Below are 20,662 nucleotides of genomic sequence, written 5' to 3' on the forward strand. Positions count from 1 at the left end.
CCGTCCCCTCTCGAGGTAACATGGGTTATTAACCCCATATCTTGTATCAAGCTTCAGAGAATGACCCCTAAATCTTGTTTTATTCAAGATTTGGAAACATATCTATATTTTACCATATTTTTCATTAAATTAAAAGTTTCAGAAAAACAAAATGTCTTCCAGAATTTCTGCTCCTTCATAAGAGTTGAAGATGACTGTTTCTTTCTTATCACCAACATAAACAATTATATTGTCTCCCTCCTCCTGACAATAAAATTTTTCTAAATCTTGAAGAAGGTGATTATAATTTGTTTTTTCAACATCAATTTCAAAACAAGAACGTTGGACTCTCCTACCATATCCTTCCAACAATTTAGAAAGTTTGAGGCGCCGCTTATTGCTGATGATATCATAGACAACAAGACAAAATACCGTTTTTTTCTGCGCAAAGTTTTTCGCCTCCTCATCTAAGTTGTAAAAAAATCCCATCATTACTCTCCCGTCGTATAACCACTTAAAAATTCCTCATGATTCTCCGTTTCAAAACAACGAATCAAAGATTTTATCTGCTGATCAGCCATATATAAAAATGAATATCGTTTTTTATCAAATTCAATATACTGATGGATCTCCAAAACTCTTGAACGCATTGCTTTTGAAAAAATCTCAATTCCTTCTGCTGTTAAAACAACTTCTTCCTCATCTCCCTCTTCAAAATGCTCTGCCCTAATTTCCTCATTTTTGATCAAGCTCATTATTGTATCGTCTACAATAACAGGTCGCCACTCTTCCATAAGATCGCTAGCTAGAACCGAATGATGCTGATGAGGTCGATGGATAACACCAAAACCAAGACTCAAGCCATTTTTGCGAATCATTCCAATAAAGCAAGAATGAAGAATGGAATAACCAAAATTTAAAAGCGCATTAAACCTATCCTTGGATGGCCGCTTAGATCTCTCATAAAATCGGAAGTCATCAGTCAGTAAGAAGTTTAACAGATAAAAATATGATTTAGCAATTCTACCTTCAAACCCCATTATTTCTGGAATGTTTTTTGCAGTAGAAATTCCTAAGATAGCTTCTTGAAATTGTTCAAAATCTTTGCTATCTAAAATATGCTCCTCATCAAATGCTTTCAATAAATTTAGTTGATTTCTGATTTTAGCAGAAGCGATTCTTTTAGCAATCTCTAAGCAGAATTCTTGATTAAAACTAGAAAGAGCTTGTTTTTCTTGTTTCTCATAATCCGCTTCTCGTCCTGAATCTAGTACTGAAAGAAATTTTCCATATCCTGAAAAGTAGAAAACGTTTATCCTATTATTAGCTGACGCAGCTAATAATTGTGTTGTTAATTGAGCTTTGCCAAAAACTAATATATTTTCAATTAAACTTAGAGAAACTTCCTTTATTACATTCTTTTCGTTATCCTTTATGATGACTCTATCATTGCTTAACGACAAATGATAATCTGACTTCTGAATATATAAATCTCCCATATTTTTTCCTTCGCTCTTATATTGTCTTAATATATTAAATATGATATTTAATAATAGAGTGAGACAGAATCCTAAATTAAACATTTTAAGTTACTAGTCCCACCCCACAAGGCTCATAATAATACTTTGAGCAATTATCTACTACGTTACTCATTTATTACAAGAGCAATTCTAATCTAGATAATAGTGATTCAACTTTTTATTATCTCTTGAATTTCAAAAATATCTCTCTCCTTCATTCAGATTTTAACTATTTGAAATTTGCCTATTTGCCATCTCATTGACATTATACTATAACCTTTGGAACAAAACGAACTGAAGTCACTAACTAAAAACTCAACAATATCTGCTGAGTTTTTGTATGCTTAGAAAATGGCTTTAAAAATGCCGTAAATGATAAGCAAGACACCAAGTCCAATACGGTATTTCCCAAAGATTGTGAAGTCGTGCTTTTTCACATAATCCGTCAAGAAACGAATCACATAGAGACTGACCCCGAACGCAACGCCCATTGCTACAAACAGCAAGAAGAATTGCCCAAATCCAAGTGTGTTTCCTTTGATAATAAATTTCAAAATCTTCCAACCACTGGCACCAAACATGACAGGAATCCCTAAGAAGAAGGTGAACTCTGTCACCACGGAACGACTAGTACCATTTAAAAGCCCTCCTACAATGGTTGCTCCAGAGCGACTAGTACCAGGAAAGAGTGACAATACTTGAAATAGCCCAATGTAAAGCGCTGTTTTATAAGGCAAGCGCTCCAAATTGGTAATCGCAGGTTCCACAGTTTTATTGCGTTTTTCTAACAAAATAAAGGCAACACCATAAATTATTAACATACAAGCAACAGAAATGAAGTTATAAAAATGAGCATCAAACCAATCATCCAAAGGTAAGCCAATAATGGCAGCCGGCGCAGCTGCAATCACTACTTTTGCCCACAATTGCCATGTTTTTTGAACTTCACGCGCTGTCTTACCCGGTTTAAACGGGTTTAATTTATCAAAATAAATCACCACAACCGCCAAAATCGCTCCTAATTGGATAACGACATTGAACATTTCCATAAAGGCAGCATTCTGATTTTTATACTTGATAAACTCCTGTATCAAAATCAAGTGACCTGTGCTAGAAATAGGCAACCACTCTGTAATTCCTTCCACAATCCCAAAGATGATGGATTTTAAAATTTCAATGATAAACATTTTCTTCTCCTAAGGTTGATTTGTTTCATTATAGCATAATTTCAAGTGAGAGAATAGAGGCACTTTTTAAAAAGCACCTCCTCCTCCGCCTCCGCCACCACCAGAGAAGCCGCCACCGCTACTTCCACCTGATGAAACAGAGAAACTGCTAGCCGAATTAGCTGCTGCCCCATAGCCAACAAAAGCATGTGAGCTCGCATGGAAATCATACACCATATCCTGATAAACAAAAGCATTCATTGATGGATTATCAATTGTGATTTTGCGTAGTTTCATCGTCTTAGTCACCTTATCTGCACAATTAAACATAGCAGCATAAACCAATAATCTGTTCCACAAAATCACTCCCTCTACTTCTGTATCCTTTAAATGAGCAATCTCATGCAGCATATTAGCAAAACTCTTCCAGTAATAATAGTTTTCTGCCCCTTCTTCATTTAAGACGCCATCACGCTTCACCATTTTGCATTTTCTCAAAAGGTAATACAGCATTCCTCCAGCAATGAAGAAGCTAACTACAAATTGATAAAATACGAGTCCATACTCCAAGAAAATCCAAGCTAAGATGCCAAGAGAAGCAAATACAATAAGATTCATAAGGAGCATTGAAAGATATAAACACAAGAGCTCCTTTTTAGCAACAGGGCGATAATTATTTGGCAATTGCTCACGCTCAATAATTTCATGTATATTTTCTGTAATAAGTTTTAAATAGCATTTTAATAGTTTTCTCACTCTATTGCCCGCGCTACGAACAGCTTTCTCGCCACTATTATATATCTTATCGTCAATTTTAAAATCTGAAAACAAATTTTTCACAAGCAACTGCTTATTGTTTCCCATAGCCATTTTTAAAAATTCTTTTTCAAAATCAGCTAAACCCTTATCTGTCACTCTTTGTAATTTTGGTTGTTTCATATCATCTGTAAAAATAAGATTCCCTCTGTCAATCAAATCTAGCAAAGTGGCTTGTACAAGATTTTCAAATTTCAAAGACGTTGCTTGCTTCTCCGTTGGATCCAGCTCTGTCAAATCTACCGAATAAACATTGGAAGCGATGACCATTGGTGGCAAATCTTGCGGTATTTCATACAAACGAGCATGCTTAGGAAACGTTACACGGGATTTTGTTCTAAGATGAAAAATAATGTAAAAAGCCAAACTAATTAGGCCAACCAATACCAAAGCAAGTGGTAAGTCCCAGTCTACTAATCTCTGATATTTTTTTGTACTGGTAGCAACTTCCTTTTCGACTCGATGAAACTCTTGTAGCTGATCTCGTTTTGTAGCGGCTAAACTATCTTCAGGAACAGTTACTAGCGATCGATCCCAATACGCATGAAATTCTAAATTTCTATTTTTAGCAATACTAGCGACACGGATCAGATAGCTATCTCCCTCTCGTGTCACTTGGGCCGGCTTCATAAAATAACCCGTGTGAGCATACAATTCAGTCTGTTGTGAAGTAGCTGGAGGAGTAATCCGAAATTCTACATTATTTAATTTTTTATCCCAATCACTGATTGGAATCCAGTGTAATTCTACAATATCATTGTAGACAAACAACATATTCTTCAACTTCCAAGTAACCGTAATGGTTACACGGTCTCCTTTATTACCAGCATTATAAATTTTATATTTATAACCACCCGCAATGTATTCCTGAACAGCAGTAATATCTGTTTTTGGTTGTCCATTTCTTAAAGCTAGAATCGTCGGCTTTCCTTCCACATCAAAGCCCAGAGGAACTTTACCAGATGTCCCCAAAGTAATGATTTGTCCTCTGTAGCCGCTTGAGAAATGGTAAGTGACTGTTTCAACAAATGTCGCTGTATTATCAGAATGAATCTGTAAATTGCCTTTATAGGATTCAATATCATAACTCACCGCCAAGACTCGTTGACTGAAGAACAAACATGAGAAAAAAATTATGATACTCCAAAAAAACTTTTTCATCTAGCAATCTCCTTATACTGATTGCTTTTATTATACCATTTTTTTAAGTAAGGGTTTCCCCAATATTGAAAAGCATGTCATTTTTCGGTACAATGAAAGGAAGCTATTTTTAGATGAGGAGAAAATATGAAGAAATTATTCTTATCTCTATTTGTACTTCTGCTGCTTAGTTTCGGATTTGCAAATAGAGCTCAAGCCGATGAATACTTGCGAATCGGAATGGAAGCGGCTTATGCACCGTTCAACTGGACGCAAGATGATGATAAAAATGGTGCCATCAAAATCGAAGGTACCAACCAATATGCCAATGGTTATGACGTCCAAATCGCCAAACAAGTCGCAAAAGCATTGGGCAAAAAACCGTTAGTGGTCAAAACGTCTTGGAATGGATTGATTCCTGCATTGACATCAGGTAAATTAGATATGATTGTCGCTGGAATGAGTCCGACTGCCGAGCGGAAAAAGGAAATCGCATTTTCCAATAGTTATTATACCAGTGAGCCTGTGGTACTGGTCAACAAAGATGGGGCTTATGCTAATGCAAAAACGTTGAAGGACTTCAAAGGAGCAAAAATCACCTCTCAACAAGGTGTCTACCTCTACAATTTGATTTCCCAACTGACAGGCGCTAAGCAAGAAACTGCAATGGGCGACTTCGCTCAAATGCGCCAAGCACTTGAGTCAGGAGTGATAGACGGCTACATCTCTGAGCGTCCCGAAGCCCTCACAGCAGAATCTGCCAATTCAAAATTTAAAATGATTCAGTTCAAAAAAGGTTTTGAAGTTAATGAAGAGGATGCTACGATTGCAATCGGAATGCGCAAAAACGATAGTCGGATAACACAAGTCAATGCTGCTATCGCTAAAATCAGCGCCAAAGACCAAGTCGCTTTAATGGACAAGATGATTCAAAACCAACCTGTTGACACTGACGCCAGCAAAGACAAAACTACTTTCTTTGGACAAGTGACAAAGATTCTGAAAGACAACTGGCTCCAATTTCTGCGTGGAGCTGGCTTAACCCTTCTCATCTCCATTACTGGTACAATTGCAGGCCTCATTATCGGTCTCTTAATCGGTGTTTACCGCACCGCTCCTACAGCCAAAAATAAAGCTCTCGCTATTCTACAAACTTTATTCGGTTGGTTTCTGAATGTCTACATCGAAATTTTCCGTGGAACACCTATGATTGTTCAATCTATGGTTATTTACTACGGAACAGCACAGGCATTTGGAGTTTCCATTGACCGTACAATCGCGGCTATCTTTATCGTTTCCATTAACACGGGTGCTTATATGAGTGAAATTGTCCGCGGAGGAATCTTCGCTGTTGATAAGGGGCAATTTGAAGCCGCAACTGCTCTGGGAATGACACATAACCAAACCATGCGCAAAGTTGTCCTTCCTCAAGTCGTACGCAATATTCTACCTGCTACAGGGAATGAATTTGTCATCAATATCAAAGATACTTCCGTACTGAATGTTATCTCCGTTGTTGAACTTTATTTCTCAGGAAATACTATTGCCACCCAAACTTACCAATATTTCCAAACCTTTACGATTATTGCCGTGATCTACTTTGTCCTAACATTTACTGTCACTCGCATTCTCCGCTATGTAGAACGCCGTTTTGACACAGATGATTACACAACGGGCGCTAATCAAATGCAAACGAAAGGAGTAAATGCATGAGCGATACCATTTTAGAAATCAAGCATCTTAAAAAATCCTACGGACAAAATGAAGTCTTAAAAGACATTTCTCTCACTGTCCACTCCGGCGAAGTCATCTCTATCATCGGAAGCTCTGGTAGTGGAAAATCTACTTTCTTACGCTCTATCAATCTCCTTGAAGAGCCAAGTGGAGGAGAAATCCTTTATCGTGGTGAAAATGTACTAGAAGAAAACTATAACCTCACTCATTACCGTGAAAAACTCGGTATGGTGTTCCAAAGCTTTAACCTTTTTGAAAACCTCAACGTTCTTGAAAATACCATTGTCGCACAAACGACTGTTCTCAAGCGAGAACGAGCAGAGGCCGAAAAAATCGCCAAAGAAAATCTTGAAAAAGTTGGCATGGGGCAACCTTACTGGCAAGCAAAGCCAAAACAACTTTCTGGCGGACAAAAGCAACGGGTTGCTATTGCACGCGCCTTATCCATGAACCCAGATGCCATTTTATTTGACGAACCAACATCAGCCCTTGACCCTGAAATGGTCGGCGAAGTGCTGAAAATCATGAAAGACCTTGCTCAAGAAGGCTTAACCATGATTGTTGTCACGCACGAAATGGAGTTTGCGCGTGATGTCTCCAATCGTGTCATTTTCATGGACAAAGGCATCATTGCTGAAGAAGGCAAACCTGAAGACATTTTTACTCACCCTAAGAAAGAACGCACAAAAGAATTTTTACAACGTTACTTACGATAATCTACAACCGACGGGAGTGGGACAAAAATCGGTAATTTCGGAGAAATTTGATTTTGTCGTCCCACCCCCGCACAGTTGAGTAGGGCTGTAAAGGTTGATTTATCAACCGCATAGAACCCACTCAACCACTGCGACTTGCAAGAAACTCATAAAAATCTGACGAGGTTAAGGACTTTTGTCCCAGTCTCGTCTTTATTTTCTCTCCAAAATCTTTAGGAACTCAATTGAAAAACTAATTTTTATTCAAACAAAACAGAATGTTTGAATACACATTCATTAGAACATTTTCTTGTTAAAAATAAAACTCTAATTTTTAAGAATATTTTTTAAAATAGATTGTATTGTAGAAAGCGGTTTATCATTTTTCTGTAAAAATATTCATTTTTAAAAATTAGATAGATAAGGAATAAATAAACTTTCCACTTTATAATTATTTGTTATTTCCATATAAAATCATACTATTTTACAATTGCAAACAAAAAAAGCAGGCTGATAGCCTGCTAAAAATACAACGATTAGTTTTCAAACTTTTCGTGGTTTTTATCGTAAAAATCAATCAATCCAAGAGCGGTTTCAAATGAAATATTTTTCACTTTAGCACGGCCTTGAGCAAGGGCAATGATAGACATTTCACGAGCGTTCGTTTCTTTACTGATGCGATAACCCGTGATTTTTTTATCACGAACCCAGCTAACAACTGATTCTACTTTTTCAAAGTTAGATTTAGCCATTTCCTTCTCCTATTTTATTATTTCTAACTAAATATTGTAAAGGTTTTTGTTTGTTTTGTCAACGGAAAAGGATGCCTATTTTGATGAATAAAGCAATTCAGAATATTCTTTATTTAGCTTTAAGTGCTGATAATATTTGTGTTCGGATACTTTCCACTCCGTCAGGATTTGCTGGTAGAAAAATTGTATTATTTCCCTTATTGTCTGCAAAATTATTCAACGTGTCAAGGTATTGGTTGGTTAAAAGAATGGACATGATTTGTTCTTCCTTCAATTCAACATTCGCACCTTTCAGCTCTTTGATAGAATCTGCCAAACCATCCACAATCGCTTTCCGTTGCTCTGCAATCCCTACCCCATGAAGGCGGTCTTTTTCCGCTTCTGCTTCTGCGGCAGTTACAATTTTAATTTTATCAGCTTCAGCCAATTCTTGAGCAGCAACACGTTTCCGTTGGGCAGCGTTAATCTCGTTCATTGATTGCTTGACTTCTGCGTCTGGCTCAACCTTGGTAATTAAGGTTTTTACGATGATATAACCGTAAGTAGACATTTCTTCTGCTACCTGTTTTTGTACTTCAAGTGCAATTTCATCTTTTTTTTCAAACAATTCATCCAATGTCAATTTAGGAACAGATGAGCGCAAAGCATCTTCAATATAAGATTTGATTTGAGCTTCTGGACGAATCAATTTATAGTAAGCATCTGTTACGTTATTTTCATTAACACGGTATTGTGTAGCAACATTCATCATGACAAATACATTATCTTGTGTCTTCGTTTCAACCACAATCTCACTTTGCAAGAGGCGCAATTGCACACGCGCTGCGATATGATCAATACCAAATGGCAAACGCAAATGAATTCCACTATTACTTAACTTTTGATATTTCCCAAAACGTTCTATAATCGCTACAGACTGTTGACGAACGACATACAACGAGCTAAAAAGAATGAAAAACAGCACGACAATAATAATTGGCACTATTAAAAATAGCATAATATGAAACTCCTATCTTCTTTTTCAAAATTATAGCATACTTATAAGAGTTTATCAAACAAAAGCGATAAAAACTAGTTAAATCACTATGTTAAATTTCTCTTCAATATCTCACAATATCTAGTTTATATCCAACCATTTTCTTGCGCAATTCGAACCGCTTCCAATCGATTTTCCGCTGCTAATTTCGTTAGAATGCTTGACATATAATTACGAACGGTACCATTTGACAGATAAAGCTTTTGAGCGATTTCTTTGCTAGATAGACCTCTTGCTGCCGCTTGCAAAACCAAAATTTCTTGATTGGACAAGGGATTTTTACTTGTCATCATGACTTCCATCAACTCAGGAGAATATTCTTTTTTTCCGTCTAACACAGTATGAATCGTTTTCATAAGGTCGGCTATACTGCGTTCTTTTAAGACATAAGCATCTACATCTGCTTTAATCGCTCGCTCAAAGTAACCAGGACGTTTAAATGTGGTGACAATAACGACTTTGACAGTTGGCTGCTTCTCCTTGACCCATTCCAACACATCTAAACCTGTCTGCTTAGGCATTTCCACATCTAAAATAGCCACATCTATCTTTTGAGATTGCAGCAGATTCATTGCTTCCTGCCCATTAGAAGCCTGATGAACCGTTTCCACGTCTGATTGCAGTTCTAGCAATTGACACAAAGCATCCCGTAGCATGCTTTGATCTTCGGCTACTAACAATTTCATTTGTATCCCTCCATTGGTAAGTTTATTCGAATCTTAGTTGGCTGTTTACAGCTTAAAATCTCTACTTGTCCAGACAATGATTCTACACGCTCCCGAATAGAATGCAACTCTTTTCCTGTGGCAATTTTGAAACCTTTCCCATTATCCTCAACATCTGCTATTAACCTATTTTTTTCAGAATACAGATGAATTTGGCAACTGCTTGCTTGAGCATGCTTGATGATATTCGTTGCTAATTCTAGTAAAACCATACTTAAACTTGATTGAATATTCGGTGCGATGCTAGCAATATTGAGTTGATGCTGTACTTGTACCCGAATCCCACTCATTTCCAGCATAGCCTGAATAGTCACTAACTCCTCATCCAAGGTTCGTGTTTTTAGATTATCAATAATCCGTCGCACATCTGCCATAGACTGCTTGCTAATTTCATGTACTTCCTGCAATTCTTTACCAGCTTTCTCATAGGATTTCATTTGAAGAAACTGTTGTGCTAATTCTGTCTTGACACTGAGCATAGCAAATGTATGTCCTAGACTATCATGTAGGTCTCGTCCAATACGATTGCGCTCATTTTCAGCTAGAAACAGATTGAGTTGAGCATTCTGCTTTCTTTTTTCCTCCTGAAGCAATTCAGCCAACTGCATGCGATACAATCCGAATGTGAGTAAATCCACAAAGATAAAGGTCACAAGCAAAAATATCAGATAGGATAAATCACTCGGATTTTTCAGAAAAATAGAAAACAGAATGATTGGCTGTAAGGTAAAAAAGGTCCAAAAGCGCCAAGATTTAAATGGAATTTCATTAAAGTGATAGATTAGTAGATTTGATAGATAAAAGATGTACCAAACAAAACTTGGATTTAACCAAATAGAACTATAAAAAATGTAGGCAATCATTATCCACCAAGACAGCCACTGGTGAGACGGATGATTATCGAGTAGAAGATTGTAATAAGCTCCGATAAAAAATGCTGTCCACAACAAGAGCAAAAGCGAGTAGTCCCCGCTGATGACCCCCGCTATTGGAAAAACAATAAAAACTAAAGCAATATGAAACAGATAGTGAATATTTTTTAGTTTTTTCCACATAAATTATTTTACCTCAATCCGTTTTTTGAGTTGAAGAACCACTAGGCTGACACCAACTGTGTAAACCAGAACAATCAGTGCTGCAATGGCATTAAACTCGCGATGTTCCAAATAAGAAGATACAATCTGCATGAGTTGATAACTAGGAGTCAACTTACCGATTGATTGGAGCCATTTTGGAAACATGGTCAAAGGAAACCAAAGACCACCCAGGACTGCCAAAGCCATATAGGCAATATTCCCCACAACAGACATAAGCTGAGCGCTGGGAAGCAAACTCACTAGTACTCCCATAGCAATGAAAACCAAACTTCCAAACAAAATAATTAGGGCGATGATTAACCAATCCATTGCAGAAAGATTGACTCCACGAACAAAATGTCCAACAGAAAATACAACGACTATGGAAAGAAGGAAAGTCAGTAAAGCACTGAAAAGTTTGGATATATAATATTCTATCATAGAAACAGGTGAGTGTTGAAGCATTTTTTGCCAATTATTAGTTTTATCAGACTGCAAGGTGCTTGGAATACTAAAGAAAGCACTGGACATAATACTAAAAACTGTCATAGAAAAGAGACAGGTTTGGAGTACAAGTGTAGGGGTGGCACTCCCAGACATCATACCTGAGAAAATCAGATAAAAGACACTAGGCAATCCAATAGACAATAGATAATAAGCCGCTTGGCGCTTCATTAAAATCAATTCAACCTTCATTAAACTTCTCATATTTTTCATGATACATCTCCTTTTACTCTTGCGTTGTCTCAAAAATACTATCCAATAGTGTCCGGTTGCGCACTTCTACTTCCTCAATCGTACAACCATTCTCTACCAAGACTTGCCACACTTGACCAGCCTTTCTAGTTGCAAAGGAGAGAGCATTTTGCTTGATTTCAATTTCGGTCACTTCAGGTAACCTTTCCAAAATAGCTTGGTAAGAAAGCGGAATAGTAAAGTGTTTTTCTTGTTCTTCGCTGCGCATAGCGTAAGGCGTCGTATCACGAATCAATTCACCCTTATGCAAAACCAAAATCCGATCTGCTGTATGCTCCACTTCCTCAATATAGTGAGAAGAGTAAATAATGGTCACACCCTTTTGCTTCAATTCATCCACAATTTCCCAAAAATGCTGCCGAGTGGAAGTATCCATAGCAGAAGTCGGCTCATCTAAAAAGAGAATTTTAGGTCGGCCAATAAGAGCTAAAATAAAAGAAAACAACCGTTTTTGCCCACCAGATAATTTGCTGGCTAGCTGATCTTTTTGCTTATCCGTAAATGTCAAAAGGGCATCAACTTCTTGATTAGTTAAACTACGTGGGTAAATACTTTGAAAAAAGTTCAGTAGTTCTTTTACCTTCAAATCTGCCACAACTGTATTTTCCTGTGGTAAAATGGCAACAATCTGCTTTAATTGCTCATCTGTTGGCTTTAATCCTCGAACACTAGCCTGCCCACTTGTAAGAAACTTATCACCTAGCAAACAATCCATGAGCGTGGTTTTCCCAGCTCCATTTGGACCAATCAACGCCACACATTCTCCCTCGTTAATAGTAAAAGAGATATCTTTCAAAATTTCTTTCCCACGAATCTTTTTAGATAAACGGTTCACCTCAATCAGCTTCATCTTTTTCTCCTCATTATTTTTATTGGTGGAAATGCAACACATACAGAAGTCCTAGCAATTGGCTCAGGAAGTTTCTGGTCAACGATTAGATTACCACAAAGTTACTTGCAGCAAGAAGAATAAAACAGGTTGTAGACTTGGTTTATAACTCTACATTTCCTCTTGTTACTTTCATTATATCTCAACTCTTTTATCGCCACTAGATGATTTTGTCATCGCTCAACATGACAAATGTCATAAAAAAGACGACTCCATCGAGTCGCCCTTCGCAATAATTCTTCTGTTTTATTCAACACTAAAAAGGTATGGATAAACTGGCTGTCCGCCATTATGTATTTCTACTTCTACATCTTCAAATTTTTCAGTAATATCTTGCGCTAGTTCATTAGCCAAGTCTTCACTACCGTCTTCACCGATATAAATCGTTACAATCTCACTATCTACATCTAGCATTTTGCTAAAAGTTTCATTCAATGTCGTCAACATGTCTGGATTGGAAACAACAATTTTTCCATCCACCATACCAAGGTTATCGTTTTCATGAATTTCAAGACCATCAATCGTTGTATCACGAACAGCTGTCGTCACACTACCACTGACAACATCAGCAAGAGCAGCCGTCATACGATCATGGTTGTCTTCAATGGATTTGCTTGGGTCAAAAGCTAACAAGCTAGTCAAACCTTGCGGAATCGTTCTTGTTTCAATCACTACAGCAGGTTGTTCTATCACTTCAGCCGCTGATTGCGCCGCCATGAAAATATTTTTGTTGTTTGGCAGAATAATGATATGACGAGCATTCACATGTTCAACAGCCTTGATGAAATCTTCTGTTGAAGGATTCATCGTTTGCCCGCCAGAGATGATATAGTCCACACCTTGTGCCTTAAAGATATCTGACAATCCTTCTCCTGCAACTACCGCAATAATAGCATATTCTTTTTCTTCTGTTGGCTGGCTATTTTCACGTTCTTCTTTTTCAACCTGCGCTTCGTGCTGATTGCGCATATTATCTACTTTGACCTTGACAAGGCTTCCGTATTTCAATCCTTCTTGCATGACCAGACCAGGGTCTTCCGTGTGAACATGAACTTTTACGATTTCATCATCGTTTACGACAAGAAGTGAGTCGCCCAGTTCATTCAAATAGTTGCGGAATTCATCATAGTCAAATTCTTTTACATACGTTGGACCTTTTTTCAAAGCGACCATGATTTCCGTACAATAGCCATATTTGATGTCTTCTGTTGCCACATGACTAGCTACCGACTTATGGTGTTCTGCATTGATCATTTCTGTCATAGTTGCAGGCGTTGCTTGAAATTCTTCAGACGCAATGTATTCGCCTGTCAATGCTGACAAAAAGCCTTCATAAATGAAAACAAGACCTTGACCACCAGAGTCCACAACACCAACTTCTTTTAAGACCGGAAGCATGTCTGGTGTTTTAGCAAGAGCCACCTTAGCACTATCAAGAGCTGCTTTCATGACCTCAACAGCATCATCTGTCTCTTCTGCTTTTTTCTTAGCACCAATCGCAGCTCCACGAGAAACCGTCAAAATCGTTCCTTCAACCGGCTTCATCACAGCTTTATAGGCCACTTCCACTCCAGACTGAAAAGCAAGGGCTAAATCTTGTCCTGTTAGCTCTTCCTTTTCTTTTACACTTTGAGAGAAACCACGGAAAAGCTGAGAAGTGATAACGCCAGAATTTCCACGCGCACCCATTAAGAGCCCTTTTGCAAAAATTCCAGCTACCTCACCAACAGTGGAAGCAGATTTGTCCGCAACTTCCTTTGCACCATTTTCAATGGTCATTCCCATATTGGTACCTGTATCACCGTCTGGCACAGGAAAAACATTTAAAGAATTGACATATTCAGCCTGTTTATTCAAACGAGTAGATGCAGACTGCACCATTTCTTGAAATAAACTAGTAGTAATATTTGACACGATTATTCTCCTACAACTTTAATATTTTGGATATAGACATTTACTGTTTCGGCAGTAATTCCAAGCTGATTTTCAAGACTGAATTTCACACGTTCTTGAATATTTTTAGACACTTCACTGATCTTGGTACCATAGCTCAAAACTGTATACACATCAACAGCAATGCTACCGTCGTCCGTGGTCTTTACTACAACGCCTTTCGCATAATTTTCTTTACCTAATAAAGCTTGGAAATTATCTTTAATGGCATTTTTACTGGCCATTCCGACGACACCAAAAATTTCAGTTGCTGCCCCACCAACAATTGTCGCAATGACATCATCTGTCAGTTCGATTTGACCATCTTTTGTATTGATTTTTACAGTCATAGTTTCTACCTCAAAAGTATTTTATAGTTTATTTTACCATATTTTACGCGGACTGTAAAAGAGAGAGTACACAATTAGAAAGGATTCAGTCAATGCTGGGGATTTTCCTTGTCGTAAAAAATCTATTTTCTTGTGCAAAAAGAAAAAGGACCCCAGAGGTCCGATTCTTCATAAATTAAACGCGTTCAACTTTGCCTGATTTAAGGGCGCGTGCTGAAGCCCAAACTTTCTTAGGTTTACCATCAACTAAGATTGTCACCTTTTGAAGATTTGGTTTCACAGTACGTTTTGTTTGGTTCATTGCGTGAGAGCGGTTATTTCCTGATACAGTTTTACGACCTGTAAAGTAACATACTTTTGCCATTGATACTTGTCCTCCTGATTAGTTTCACGGGTTTTATACCACATACCGTAAAATTTTATCACAATTTCTATGATTTTGCAAGACTATTTTCTCTATATTTCAAAATTTAGCCAAGGCAGCCCAATCCATCAGTCTTAAATATAGATAATTCCCAAACGACCGAAAGATACATCTCCCTTTACATAGAGGGTCTTGTCTTTCTCATTGATATTACGGGGATTGGTAACTGTGCCGAAAGCATTGTCTACATCCAACTCCACACGCCAATTACTCGGCACATATAATGTAGCATTTCCAAAAGATACATCAACATCAAAGGTCGCAGAATCGCCTTTTATCGTGGCATTGTCAAAATAAACTGTGGCATTACCAAAGGTACAATCTAGCGTTTCATAGGTAAAATCTTCCGAATTGATATAGCGCGTACCACTTCCAAAATTAATATCCCCATTTATAATGCGATGAGCATTTGAACCACGATAAACACCCCAAATCCGTTTTGGTTTAAAAATCAATCCAATACCAATAGAAGCCAGAATCCCTGCTAAGAAAATCGTTCCAGATGAGATTGGCAAAAAGTGATAGCTACTATTTGCAACGATTAAGGAAATAATGGCTAAAATAACCCCACCAGATAAATTTCCTCTCCAAAAATTTTCAATCGCAAAGTAAGCAAAGCCCAGTACAACGAGCATCGGCCAAAAATTAAAATCCATAACTGGAATACCAAAATTTCCTTGTAGTAGCACCCAGCCTGCTAATACCAAAAGCCCCACTCCAAACAATGTTTTTCTCATAATATTTACCTCATTTCACTTAATTTTTCTTTTAAGAATTGAAAATAATGCCGAGACACATGCACTTGCTTATGGGTATCATAAAAGCGAATACTGCTAGTCCCTGAAAAAGACTTTTCTAATGAATAAATTGCTTTAATATTCGTAATCGTTGATTTAGAAATACGACAGAAATACCGCGGCAAACATTCTTCTAGCTCATACAATTTCAGTTTGACTTCATAAGCATTATTTCGAGCATGCGCAAAAATTTTATTTCCATCCGTTTCAAAGAAGAGGATCTCTGCTAAATCAACATAGTATTCGCTCGTATCTTTGTAAAAAAGAATAGACGGCTTAGCAACTTCTTCCAGAGAACGCTGAACGCGCTCTATCTGCTCATCAAAGCGAGGTGCCTTAATGACAATTTCTGCTTCTTCTAGATTAGAATCTAGCTCTACTCGAATCTTCATAAACGCTCCCCTCGTTTTTCTTTATTTTATTATAACAATTGGTTCGTGAAATTCAAGCGGTTTTCAGTAAGTGGTTCATTTCGAGACGCAAGTGGTTGTAAAATTTGGATATCCTACTTGTTTTTCATAAGCTGGTCAGATGCGATTAGCTTTTTTTACACAACAATGCTTAACAATAAACAAAAAGCCTTCAATCAATGAAGACCTTCAATGATGCCGATTATAGGGCTTGAACCTACGACCTACGCGTTACGAGTGCGTTGCTCTACCAACTGAGCTAAATCGGCATTCAACACATTCTTATTCTAACACGTCAAATTTTTTTGTCAAGAAGTTTTTAGGAAATTTTCTTGATTAAAACCATGCAGGGATTATGTGAATCCCACAGCCGAGGGAAGATTTCTAATTTTTTAAAACCTTGAGCCTGATAGAAAGCATTCGTTCTATCGTAGGTTGGATAATGACCCTGTGCCACTGTTTTGACTTGTAAATAGTCAACCTGTTGTCTTGCTGCCATTTCCAAGACATTCACTAACTTTGATCCAATCCCTTGCCTATGATAGTCTTTCTTGATAGCTAGGCAGTCAATCTCTGCACAGTCTTCACTGGAATAAGACAAACTAATAAAACCAAGCGGATCATCACCTTCATAAGCTCCCCAGACACGAAGTTTCCCAGCCGCCTCAATATAGGCTTGAGTACTATCTGGAATACCAAACCACTCTGGTAAATCAGCCAAAATCTCAGCTGCAATCGCTAACTTCTGCTCCTCTTTCTTGATTTCTTTAATCTGAGCCATTCCTCTCTCCCATTCCTGCCAACAAATTTTTATCTTTTATGTATTTAACAATCAACAAAAATCCCGCACAAGGCGAGATTTTCTTGTTTATTTGGTAAGCCTAATTAAGCTTTACCTTCTGAACCAAATACATCGATACGTTCTTCAACAGCTTCTGTAATGGCTTCAAAACCTGGTTTCAAGAATTTACGTGGGTCAAAAAGTTTCTTCTTATCGTATTCTGCTTCGTTTGCTTCGTATTCAGCAACGAATTTACGAGTAGCTTTTGCAAAAGCAATTTGACATTCAGTGTTTACATTTACTTTAGCAACACCCAATTTGATAGCTGCTTGGATTTGGTCATCAGGAATACCTGAACCACCGTGAAGTACGATTGGGAATCCAGGGACAGCTTCTGTCAATTTTTGCAAGTGGTCAAGGTGAAGACCTTTCCAGTTAGCTGGGTATGGTCCATGAATGTTACCAATACCTGCTGCAAGGAAGTCAATTCCAGTTTCAACCATTGCTTTTGCATCTTCGATTGGAGCTAATTCACCGTCACCGATGATACCGTCTTCTTCGCCACCGATTGTACCAACTTCAGCTTCTACTGACACGCCATTTGCATGCGCAAATTCAACAACTTTGCGAGCTTTTTCAAGGTTTTCTTCAACTGGAAGATGAGAACCATCAAACATAACTGAAGTGTAACCAACTTTGATACATTCAAGTGCATCTTCATAATGACCATGGTCAAGGTGAATAGCAACTGGTACAGTAATTCCCATTGATTCTACAAGGTTTTCGATGAGAAGTTTACATACTTTGTAACCACCCATATATTTAGCAGCACCCATAGAAGTTTGGATAAGAACTGGAGCTTTTTTAGCTTCTGCTGCACGCAAGATAGCTTGAGTCCACTCAAGGTTGTTTGTATTAAATCCACCAACTGCATAACCATTGTCACGAGCTGCTTGGACAAATTTTTCTGCTGAAACGATTGCCATTAGTATTAGGCCTCCTATTTATTTTTATGGGTTTTCCCATTTACATTGTTTATTTTATCACTTTTTAGGAAAAAATACCAGTGTTTCCTAATCTTTTAAGCATTTTCTCTTATGAAATTGTTTCTCTTTCCTTACATCGCAAAAATAATAACATAAAATGTAACAACATCAACAAAAAAACTGGCCGAAGCCAGCTTATCTGATGCGGAGAGAGGGACTTGAACCCTCACGACCTAAAGCGGTCACAGGATCCTTAGTCCTGCGCGTCTGCCAATTCCGCCATCCCCGCTATTGAGTACCTTATTAGTATAACAGGATAGAAACTCCTTGTCAAGAAAATTTTTTGAAAAAATGTATCTGTCAGCACTTAAAATCACTCCCTAAAGCCAACTCTTGTTTGAAACTTCTTCGATATAGGTTCTTTAGATATGAACACAACACAAAGAAACTCCTACGAAGCTTGTCGTTCATAGAAGTTTCTTACATTTGTTTTATTTCACATGATTTTCGTAGTCATCTTGTGCTTTTTTATTAGAAGTTTCTTTTTCTTTTAGCCATTTCTTTTTGGCATTTTCGTATTCTTTTGTTGTTACAATCTTGTCTTGCAGTTTGACATATTTAAAATAACTGCTTGATCCACCTTTAATGCCGACTAGAGAATAAGAACGACTAAATGGAACTGTTTTCGTCACGGATGGTGTTCCCCCAAGAGACAGGTTTGGCATTGTCAAGCCACTATCAATTAACCACGCTTGTGCTTTGGCATATTTTTCATAGCGCTTCGTTTCATTGGTTTCAGCATTTGCTTCTGCTAACATCTCTGTATACGTGTCCAGTCCAACTGCCTTAATCTTATCATTTTCTTGACCTGGCTCCAGACCAAAGTTTTGTAAACTACCACCATTTTTTGTATTCAAAGTATCTAAATAAGTAGATGGGTCTTGATAGTCACCAGACCAGCCACCATTATACAGATCATAGTCCTTTTGAGCAGCTGTATTAGCAAAATAACTGATATTATTTAATTCATCTGAACTCATTTGTTGAATATCAATGACAACATTTTCTGTGCCCAAGACAGACTCAACAGATTGCTTCATGGAACTTTCCGATTGAACACCAATTTTGCTTGTCTGATCAGTCGGTACATCTAAGTGAATAGGGAACTGAACACCTTTTGCTTGCAATTCTGCTTTAGCTTGAGCAAACTTCGCCTTGGCTTTTTCTGGATTGTAATAAGCATCTTGTGCATCGGCCAAATTCATATTTGACCATTCTGAACCATAGTTTACCAATTTAGAAGACACAACATCACCAAACGTTTTATCACCGATAGAAACAAATGTTGGTGGCACGAGTGTGTTCCGCAATACCTTTGTCGCTCCGTCTTTCCCATTACTTTGTGCACCATAAGAAGTACGATTATAGGCAAAGTTGATAGCTTGGCGGAAAGCTTTATTTAGCACCGCTTCTTGGGTCGCAGCCTTTTGAGCATCTGTTTTCTTAGATGTATGGTTGTAAGACTGACGATTTAAATTAAAGTTATAATAGTAGCTGGTCGCATCTTGCAAACTATAGATGATATTGTTAGCATATTGTTTCTTAACAGAAGCAAAACTAGAGCTATTTGGATAAAGACGAGCTGCACTATAGGCACCATCTGTGAAGTTACGGATAAGGGCTTCTTGGTCAGAGCCGTCATAATATGTCAATTTGATATTGTCCAAATGAACATTCTTTTTATCATAGTAATGAGGATTTTTAGCAAATTCCATAGAAGACTTGGCCGTCAGAGATTTCAACAGATACGGACCATTGTATAGAATGCTGGTTGGTTTTACAGAACCAAAATTTTTTCCTTGTGATTTCAAGAAATCTGCATTAACTGGGAAGAGGATATTATTGGTCGTTTTTGAATTCCAATAAGTCTCTGCACGGCTGAGTGTATACTGTACTGTATAGTCATCTAGAGCTTTTACTCCAACCGTTGAAAAATCTTTCGTTTCCCCCTTGATGTAAGCATCCAAACCTTTGACAGAATCTTGAACGAGGTAAAGGGCTTCTGATTTATTATCTGCGGCGTATTTCAAGCCAGTTACAAAGTCTTGCGCTTTTACACTTGCGTACTCTTCACCTTCTGATGTGTACCATTTAGCATCTTTACGTAATTTATACGTATATGTCAAGCCATCTTTGGAGACTGTCCATGACTTAGCAAGCGCCGGAACTAAATTTCCGTATTGGTCATTTTCCAATAATCCATCAACTAAGTTAGTCACAACATCTGAAGTTGTCGCACGGTTCGCCATCAGATAATTTAGCGTGTCTGGATCTTGTGTATACACGTATGAATAAGTTGATGTGCTAGAAGCTGACTTGCCGCAACCTGATAATAGGATTCCAGCGCTTAGCACAACTCCTGTTGCAATAATCCATTTTGATGATTTCATAGATAAACCTCCTCTAATGTCACATCTTGTTACATTGAATATTATACCGAAATAGTTTCAAAAAGTAAAGAGCTGTTTTTGACAGAAAATATTATTTATTCAAAATACTAGTTATTCACTGCATAATATGATTAAAATAAGCCGCAAAATACATAAAGAAGCAAAAATAATAAATTTATCTTTTGACTCAAATTGAATAAACATTCTTTTAAAGTGATAAATTGTAAAATATAGTGCAACAAAAAAAC

General features: G+C 37.5%; 20 protein-coding genes and 2 tRNA genes. 2 read left to right on the forward strand and 20 right to left on the reverse strand.

Going from position 1 to position 20,662, the window contains the following annotated elements; all coding sequences use genetic code 11:
* Positions 1-138: 138 nt before the first annotated feature.
* The 4 genes from cas2 to HMPREF3249_RS07700 all read right to left on the reverse strand — a co-directional run bounded on the left by cas2 (position 139) and on the right by HMPREF3249_RS07700 (position 4,642).
* The gene (cas2, locus tag HMPREF3249_RS07685) at positions 139-468 is read right to left on the reverse strand and encodes a CRISPR-associated endonuclease Cas2 (protein ID WP_059221128.1); all 330 of its coding nucleotides are present in this window, start codon (positions 466-468) and stop codon (positions 139-141) included.
* A gap of 2 nt (positions 469-470) precedes the next feature.
* Positions 471-1,478, reverse strand: a complete 1,008-nt coding sequence (gene cas1 / locus HMPREF3249_RS07690; RefSeq protein ID WP_059221129.1) for a CRISPR-associated endonuclease Cas1 — start codon at positions 1,476-1,478, stop codon at positions 471-473.
* Between the two features lie 365 nt (positions 1,479-1,843).
* Positions 1,844-2,686 carry an undecaprenyl-diphosphate phosphatase gene (locus HMPREF3249_RS07695; RefSeq protein WP_059221130.1) on the reverse strand — a complete coding sequence of 281 codons (843 nt, stop codon included), beginning with the start codon at positions 2,684-2,686 and terminating at the stop codon, positions 1,844-1,846.
* Between the two features lie 66 nt (positions 2,687-2,752).
* The gene (locus HMPREF3249_RS07700) at positions 2,753-4,642 is read right to left on the reverse strand and encodes a DUF2207 domain-containing protein (RefSeq protein WP_059221132.1); all 1,890 of its coding nucleotides are present in this window, start codon (positions 4,640-4,642) and stop codon (positions 2,753-2,755) included.
* Between the two features lie 126 nt (positions 4,643-4,768).
* Here HMPREF3249_RS07700 and HMPREF3249_RS07705 point away from each other — a divergent pair, with 126 nt between their 5' ends.
* Positions 4,769-6,334 carry an ABC transporter substrate-binding protein/permease gene (locus HMPREF3249_RS07705; protein ID WP_059221134.1) on the forward strand — a complete coding sequence of 522 codons (1,566 nt, stop codon included), beginning with the start codon at positions 4,769-4,771 and terminating at the stop codon, positions 6,332-6,334.
* Positions 6,331-7,071: an amino acid ABC transporter ATP-binding protein gene (locus HMPREF3249_RS07710; protein WP_003043510.1), complete on the forward strand. Its 741-nt coding sequence runs from the start codon at positions 6,331-6,333 to the stop codon at positions 7,069-7,071. The genes HMPREF3249_RS07705 and HMPREF3249_RS07710 overlap by 4 nt, the downstream gene beginning before the upstream one ends.
* Positions 7,072-7,586: 515 nt before the next feature.
* On the opposite strand, the gene HMPREF3249_RS07715 is transcribed toward HMPREF3249_RS07710, so the two are convergent.
* From HMPREF3249_RS07715 to HMPREF3249_RS07790, 16 genes are all read right to left on the reverse strand, one after another.
* On the reverse strand, positions 7,587-7,802 hold the full coding sequence (locus tag HMPREF3249_RS07715) for a capsule biosynthesis transcriptional regulator (RefSeq protein ID WP_003025899.1): 216 nt from the start codon (positions 7,800-7,802) through the stop codon (positions 7,587-7,589).
* 109 nt (positions 7,803-7,911) lie between these two features.
* Positions 7,912-8,799 (reverse strand): SPFH domain-containing protein, encoded by an 888-nt coding sequence (locus HMPREF3249_RS07720; protein WP_059221137.1) that lies wholly within the window; start codon positions 8,797-8,799, stop codon positions 7,912-7,914.
* A 125-nt stretch (positions 8,800-8,924) separates the two neighbouring features.
* Positions 8,925-9,524 carry a response regulator transcription factor gene (locus HMPREF3249_RS07725; protein ID WP_003028450.1) on the reverse strand — a complete coding sequence of 200 codons (600 nt, stop codon included), beginning with the start codon at positions 9,522-9,524 and terminating at the stop codon, positions 8,925-8,927.
* A complete protein-coding gene (locus HMPREF3249_RS07730) occupies positions 9,521-10,618 on the reverse strand; it encodes a sensor histidine kinase (RefSeq protein WP_059221139.1) in 1,098 nt (365 codons plus the stop codon). The genes HMPREF3249_RS07725 and HMPREF3249_RS07730 overlap by 4 nt, the downstream gene beginning before the upstream one ends.
* 3 nt (positions 10,619-10,621) lie before the next feature.
* A complete protein-coding gene (locus HMPREF3249_RS07735; protein ID WP_070867555.1) occupies positions 10,622-11,356 on the reverse strand; it encodes an ABC transporter permease in 735 nt (244 codons plus the stop codon).
* A gap of 13 nt (positions 11,357-11,369) precedes the next feature.
* Complete coding sequence (locus HMPREF3249_RS07740; RefSeq protein WP_022525422.1) at positions 11,370-12,245, reverse strand: ABC transporter ATP-binding protein; 876 nt, start codon at positions 12,243-12,245, stop codon at positions 11,370-11,372.
* Between the two features lie 285 nt (positions 12,246-12,530).
* Positions 12,531-14,198: a DAK2 domain-containing protein gene (locus HMPREF3249_RS07745; RefSeq protein ID WP_049533548.1), complete on the reverse strand. Its 1,668-nt coding sequence runs from the start codon at positions 14,196-14,198 to the stop codon at positions 12,531-12,533.
* 2 nt (positions 14,199-14,200) lie between these two features.
* Entirely contained in the window at positions 14,201-14,566 is a 366-nt protein-coding gene (locus HMPREF3249_RS07750) for an Asp23/Gls24 family envelope stress response protein (RefSeq protein ID WP_059221142.1), read from the reverse strand.
* A gap of 175 nt (positions 14,567-14,741) precedes the next feature.
* A complete protein-coding gene (gene rpmB, locus HMPREF3249_RS07755) occupies positions 14,742-14,930 on the reverse strand; it encodes a 50S ribosomal protein L28 (RefSeq protein WP_003025909.1) in 189 nt (62 codons plus the stop codon).
* Between the two features lie 134 nt (positions 14,931-15,064).
* On the reverse strand, positions 15,065-15,727 hold the full coding sequence (locus tag HMPREF3249_RS07760) for a LiaF transmembrane domain-containing protein (protein ID WP_006267355.1): 663 nt from the start codon (positions 15,725-15,727) through the stop codon (positions 15,065-15,067).
* A 5-nt stretch (positions 15,728-15,732) separates the two neighbouring features.
* On the reverse strand, positions 15,733-16,179 hold the full coding sequence (locus HMPREF3249_RS07765) for a LytTR family DNA-binding domain-containing protein (protein ID WP_070867556.1): 447 nt from the start codon (positions 16,177-16,179) through the stop codon (positions 15,733-15,735).
* Between the two features lie 214 nt (positions 16,180-16,393).
* Positions 16,394-16,466 (reverse strand) — tRNA-Thr (locus HMPREF3249_RS07770).
* A 50-nt stretch (positions 16,467-16,516) separates the two neighbouring features.
* Positions 16,517-16,978 (reverse strand): GNAT family N-acetyltransferase, encoded by a 462-nt coding sequence (locus HMPREF3249_RS07775; protein WP_059221149.1) that lies wholly within the window; start codon positions 16,976-16,978, stop codon positions 16,517-16,519.
* A gap of 104 nt (positions 16,979-17,082) precedes the next feature.
* Positions 17,083-17,964 (reverse strand): class II fructose-bisphosphate aldolase, encoded by an 882-nt coding sequence (locus HMPREF3249_RS07780; RefSeq protein ID WP_003025917.1) that lies wholly within the window; start codon positions 17,962-17,964, stop codon positions 17,083-17,085.
* 203 nt (positions 17,965-18,167) lie between these two features.
* Positions 18,168-18,253: transfer RNA gene (locus tag HMPREF3249_RS07785), tRNA-Leu, on the reverse strand.
* 202 nt (positions 18,254-18,455) lie between these two features.
* The gene (locus tag HMPREF3249_RS07790) at positions 18,456-20,414 is read right to left on the reverse strand and encodes a peptide ABC transporter substrate-binding protein (protein WP_059221150.1); all 1,959 of its coding nucleotides are present in this window, start codon (positions 20,412-20,414) and stop codon (positions 18,456-18,458) included.
* Positions 20,415-20,662 lie beyond the last annotated feature (248 nt).

It is taken from the genome of Streptococcus sp. HMSC36C04, from assembly GCF_001839535.1.
Taxonomy (GTDB): domain Bacteria; phylum Bacillota; class Bacilli; order Lactobacillales; family Streptococcaceae; genus Streptococcus; species Streptococcus hominis.

Coding starts and splice junctions, on each gene's coding strand:
- HMPREF3249_RS07705 (WP_059221134.1), top strand. CDS start 4,769: ATGAAGAAATTATTCTTATCTCTATTTGTACTTCTGCTGCTTAGTTTC.
- HMPREF3249_RS07775 (WP_059221149.1), bottom strand. CDS start 16,978: ATGGCTCAGATTAAAGAAATCAAGAAAGAGGAGCAGAAGTTAGCGATT.
- HMPREF3249_RS07780 (WP_003025917.1), bottom strand. CDS start 17,964: ATGGCAATCGTTTCAGCAGAAAAATTTGTCCAAGCAGCTCGTGACAAT.
- HMPREF3249_RS07730 (WP_059221139.1), bottom strand. CDS start 10,618: ATGTGGAAAAAACTAAAAAATATTCACTATCTGTTTCATATTGCTTTA.
- rpmB (WP_003025909.1), bottom strand. CDS start 14,930: ATGGCAAAAGTATGTTACTTTACAGGTCGTAAAACTGTATCAGGAAAT.
- HMPREF3249_RS07735 (WP_070867555.1), bottom strand. CDS start 11,356: ATGAAAAATATGAGAAGTTTAATGAAGGTTGAATTGATTTTAATGAAG.
- HMPREF3249_RS07710 (WP_003043510.1), top strand. CDS start 6,331: ATGAGCGATACCATTTTAGAAATCAAGCATCTTAAAAAATCCTACGGA.
- HMPREF3249_RS07720 (WP_059221137.1), bottom strand. CDS start 8,799: ATGCTATTTTTAATAGTGCCAATTATTATTGTCGTGCTGTTTTTCATT.
- HMPREF3249_RS07700 (WP_059221132.1), bottom strand. CDS start 4,642: ATGAAAAAGTTTTTTTGGAGTATCATAATTTTTTTCTCATGTTTGTTC.
- HMPREF3249_RS07750 (WP_059221142.1), bottom strand. CDS start 14,566: ATGACTGTAAAAATCAATACAAAAGATGGTCAAATCGAACTGACAGAT.
- HMPREF3249_RS07725 (WP_003028450.1), bottom strand. CDS start 9,524: ATGAAATTGTTAGTAGCCGAAGATCAAAGCATGCTACGGGATGCTTTG.
- cas1 (WP_059221129.1), bottom strand. CDS start 1,478: ATGGGAGATTTATATATTCAGAAGTCAGATTATCATTTGTCGTTAAGC.
- HMPREF3249_RS07715 (WP_003025899.1), bottom strand. CDS start 7,802: ATGGCTAAATCTAACTTTGAAAAAGTAGAATCAGTTGTTAGCTGGGTT.
- cas2 (WP_059221128.1), bottom strand. CDS start 468: ATGGGATTTTTTTACAACTTAGATGAGGAGGCGAAAAACTTTGCGCAG.
- HMPREF3249_RS07740 (WP_022525422.1), bottom strand. CDS start 12,245: ATGAAGCTGATTGAGGTGAACCGTTTATCTAAAAAGATTCGTGGGAAA.
- HMPREF3249_RS07760 (WP_006267355.1), bottom strand. CDS start 15,727: ATGAGAAAAACATTGTTTGGAGTGGGGCTTTTGGTATTAGCAGGCTGG.
- HMPREF3249_RS07790 (WP_059221150.1), bottom strand. CDS start 20,414: ATGAAATCATCAAAATGGATTATTGCAACAGGAGTTGTGCTAAGCGCT.
- HMPREF3249_RS07695 (WP_059221130.1), bottom strand. CDS start 2,686: ATGTTTATCATTGAAATTTTAAAATCCATCATCTTTGGGATTGTGGAA.
- HMPREF3249_RS07765 (WP_070867556.1), bottom strand. CDS start 16,179: ATGAAGATTCGAGTAGAGCTAGATTCTAATCTAGAAGAAGCAGAAATT.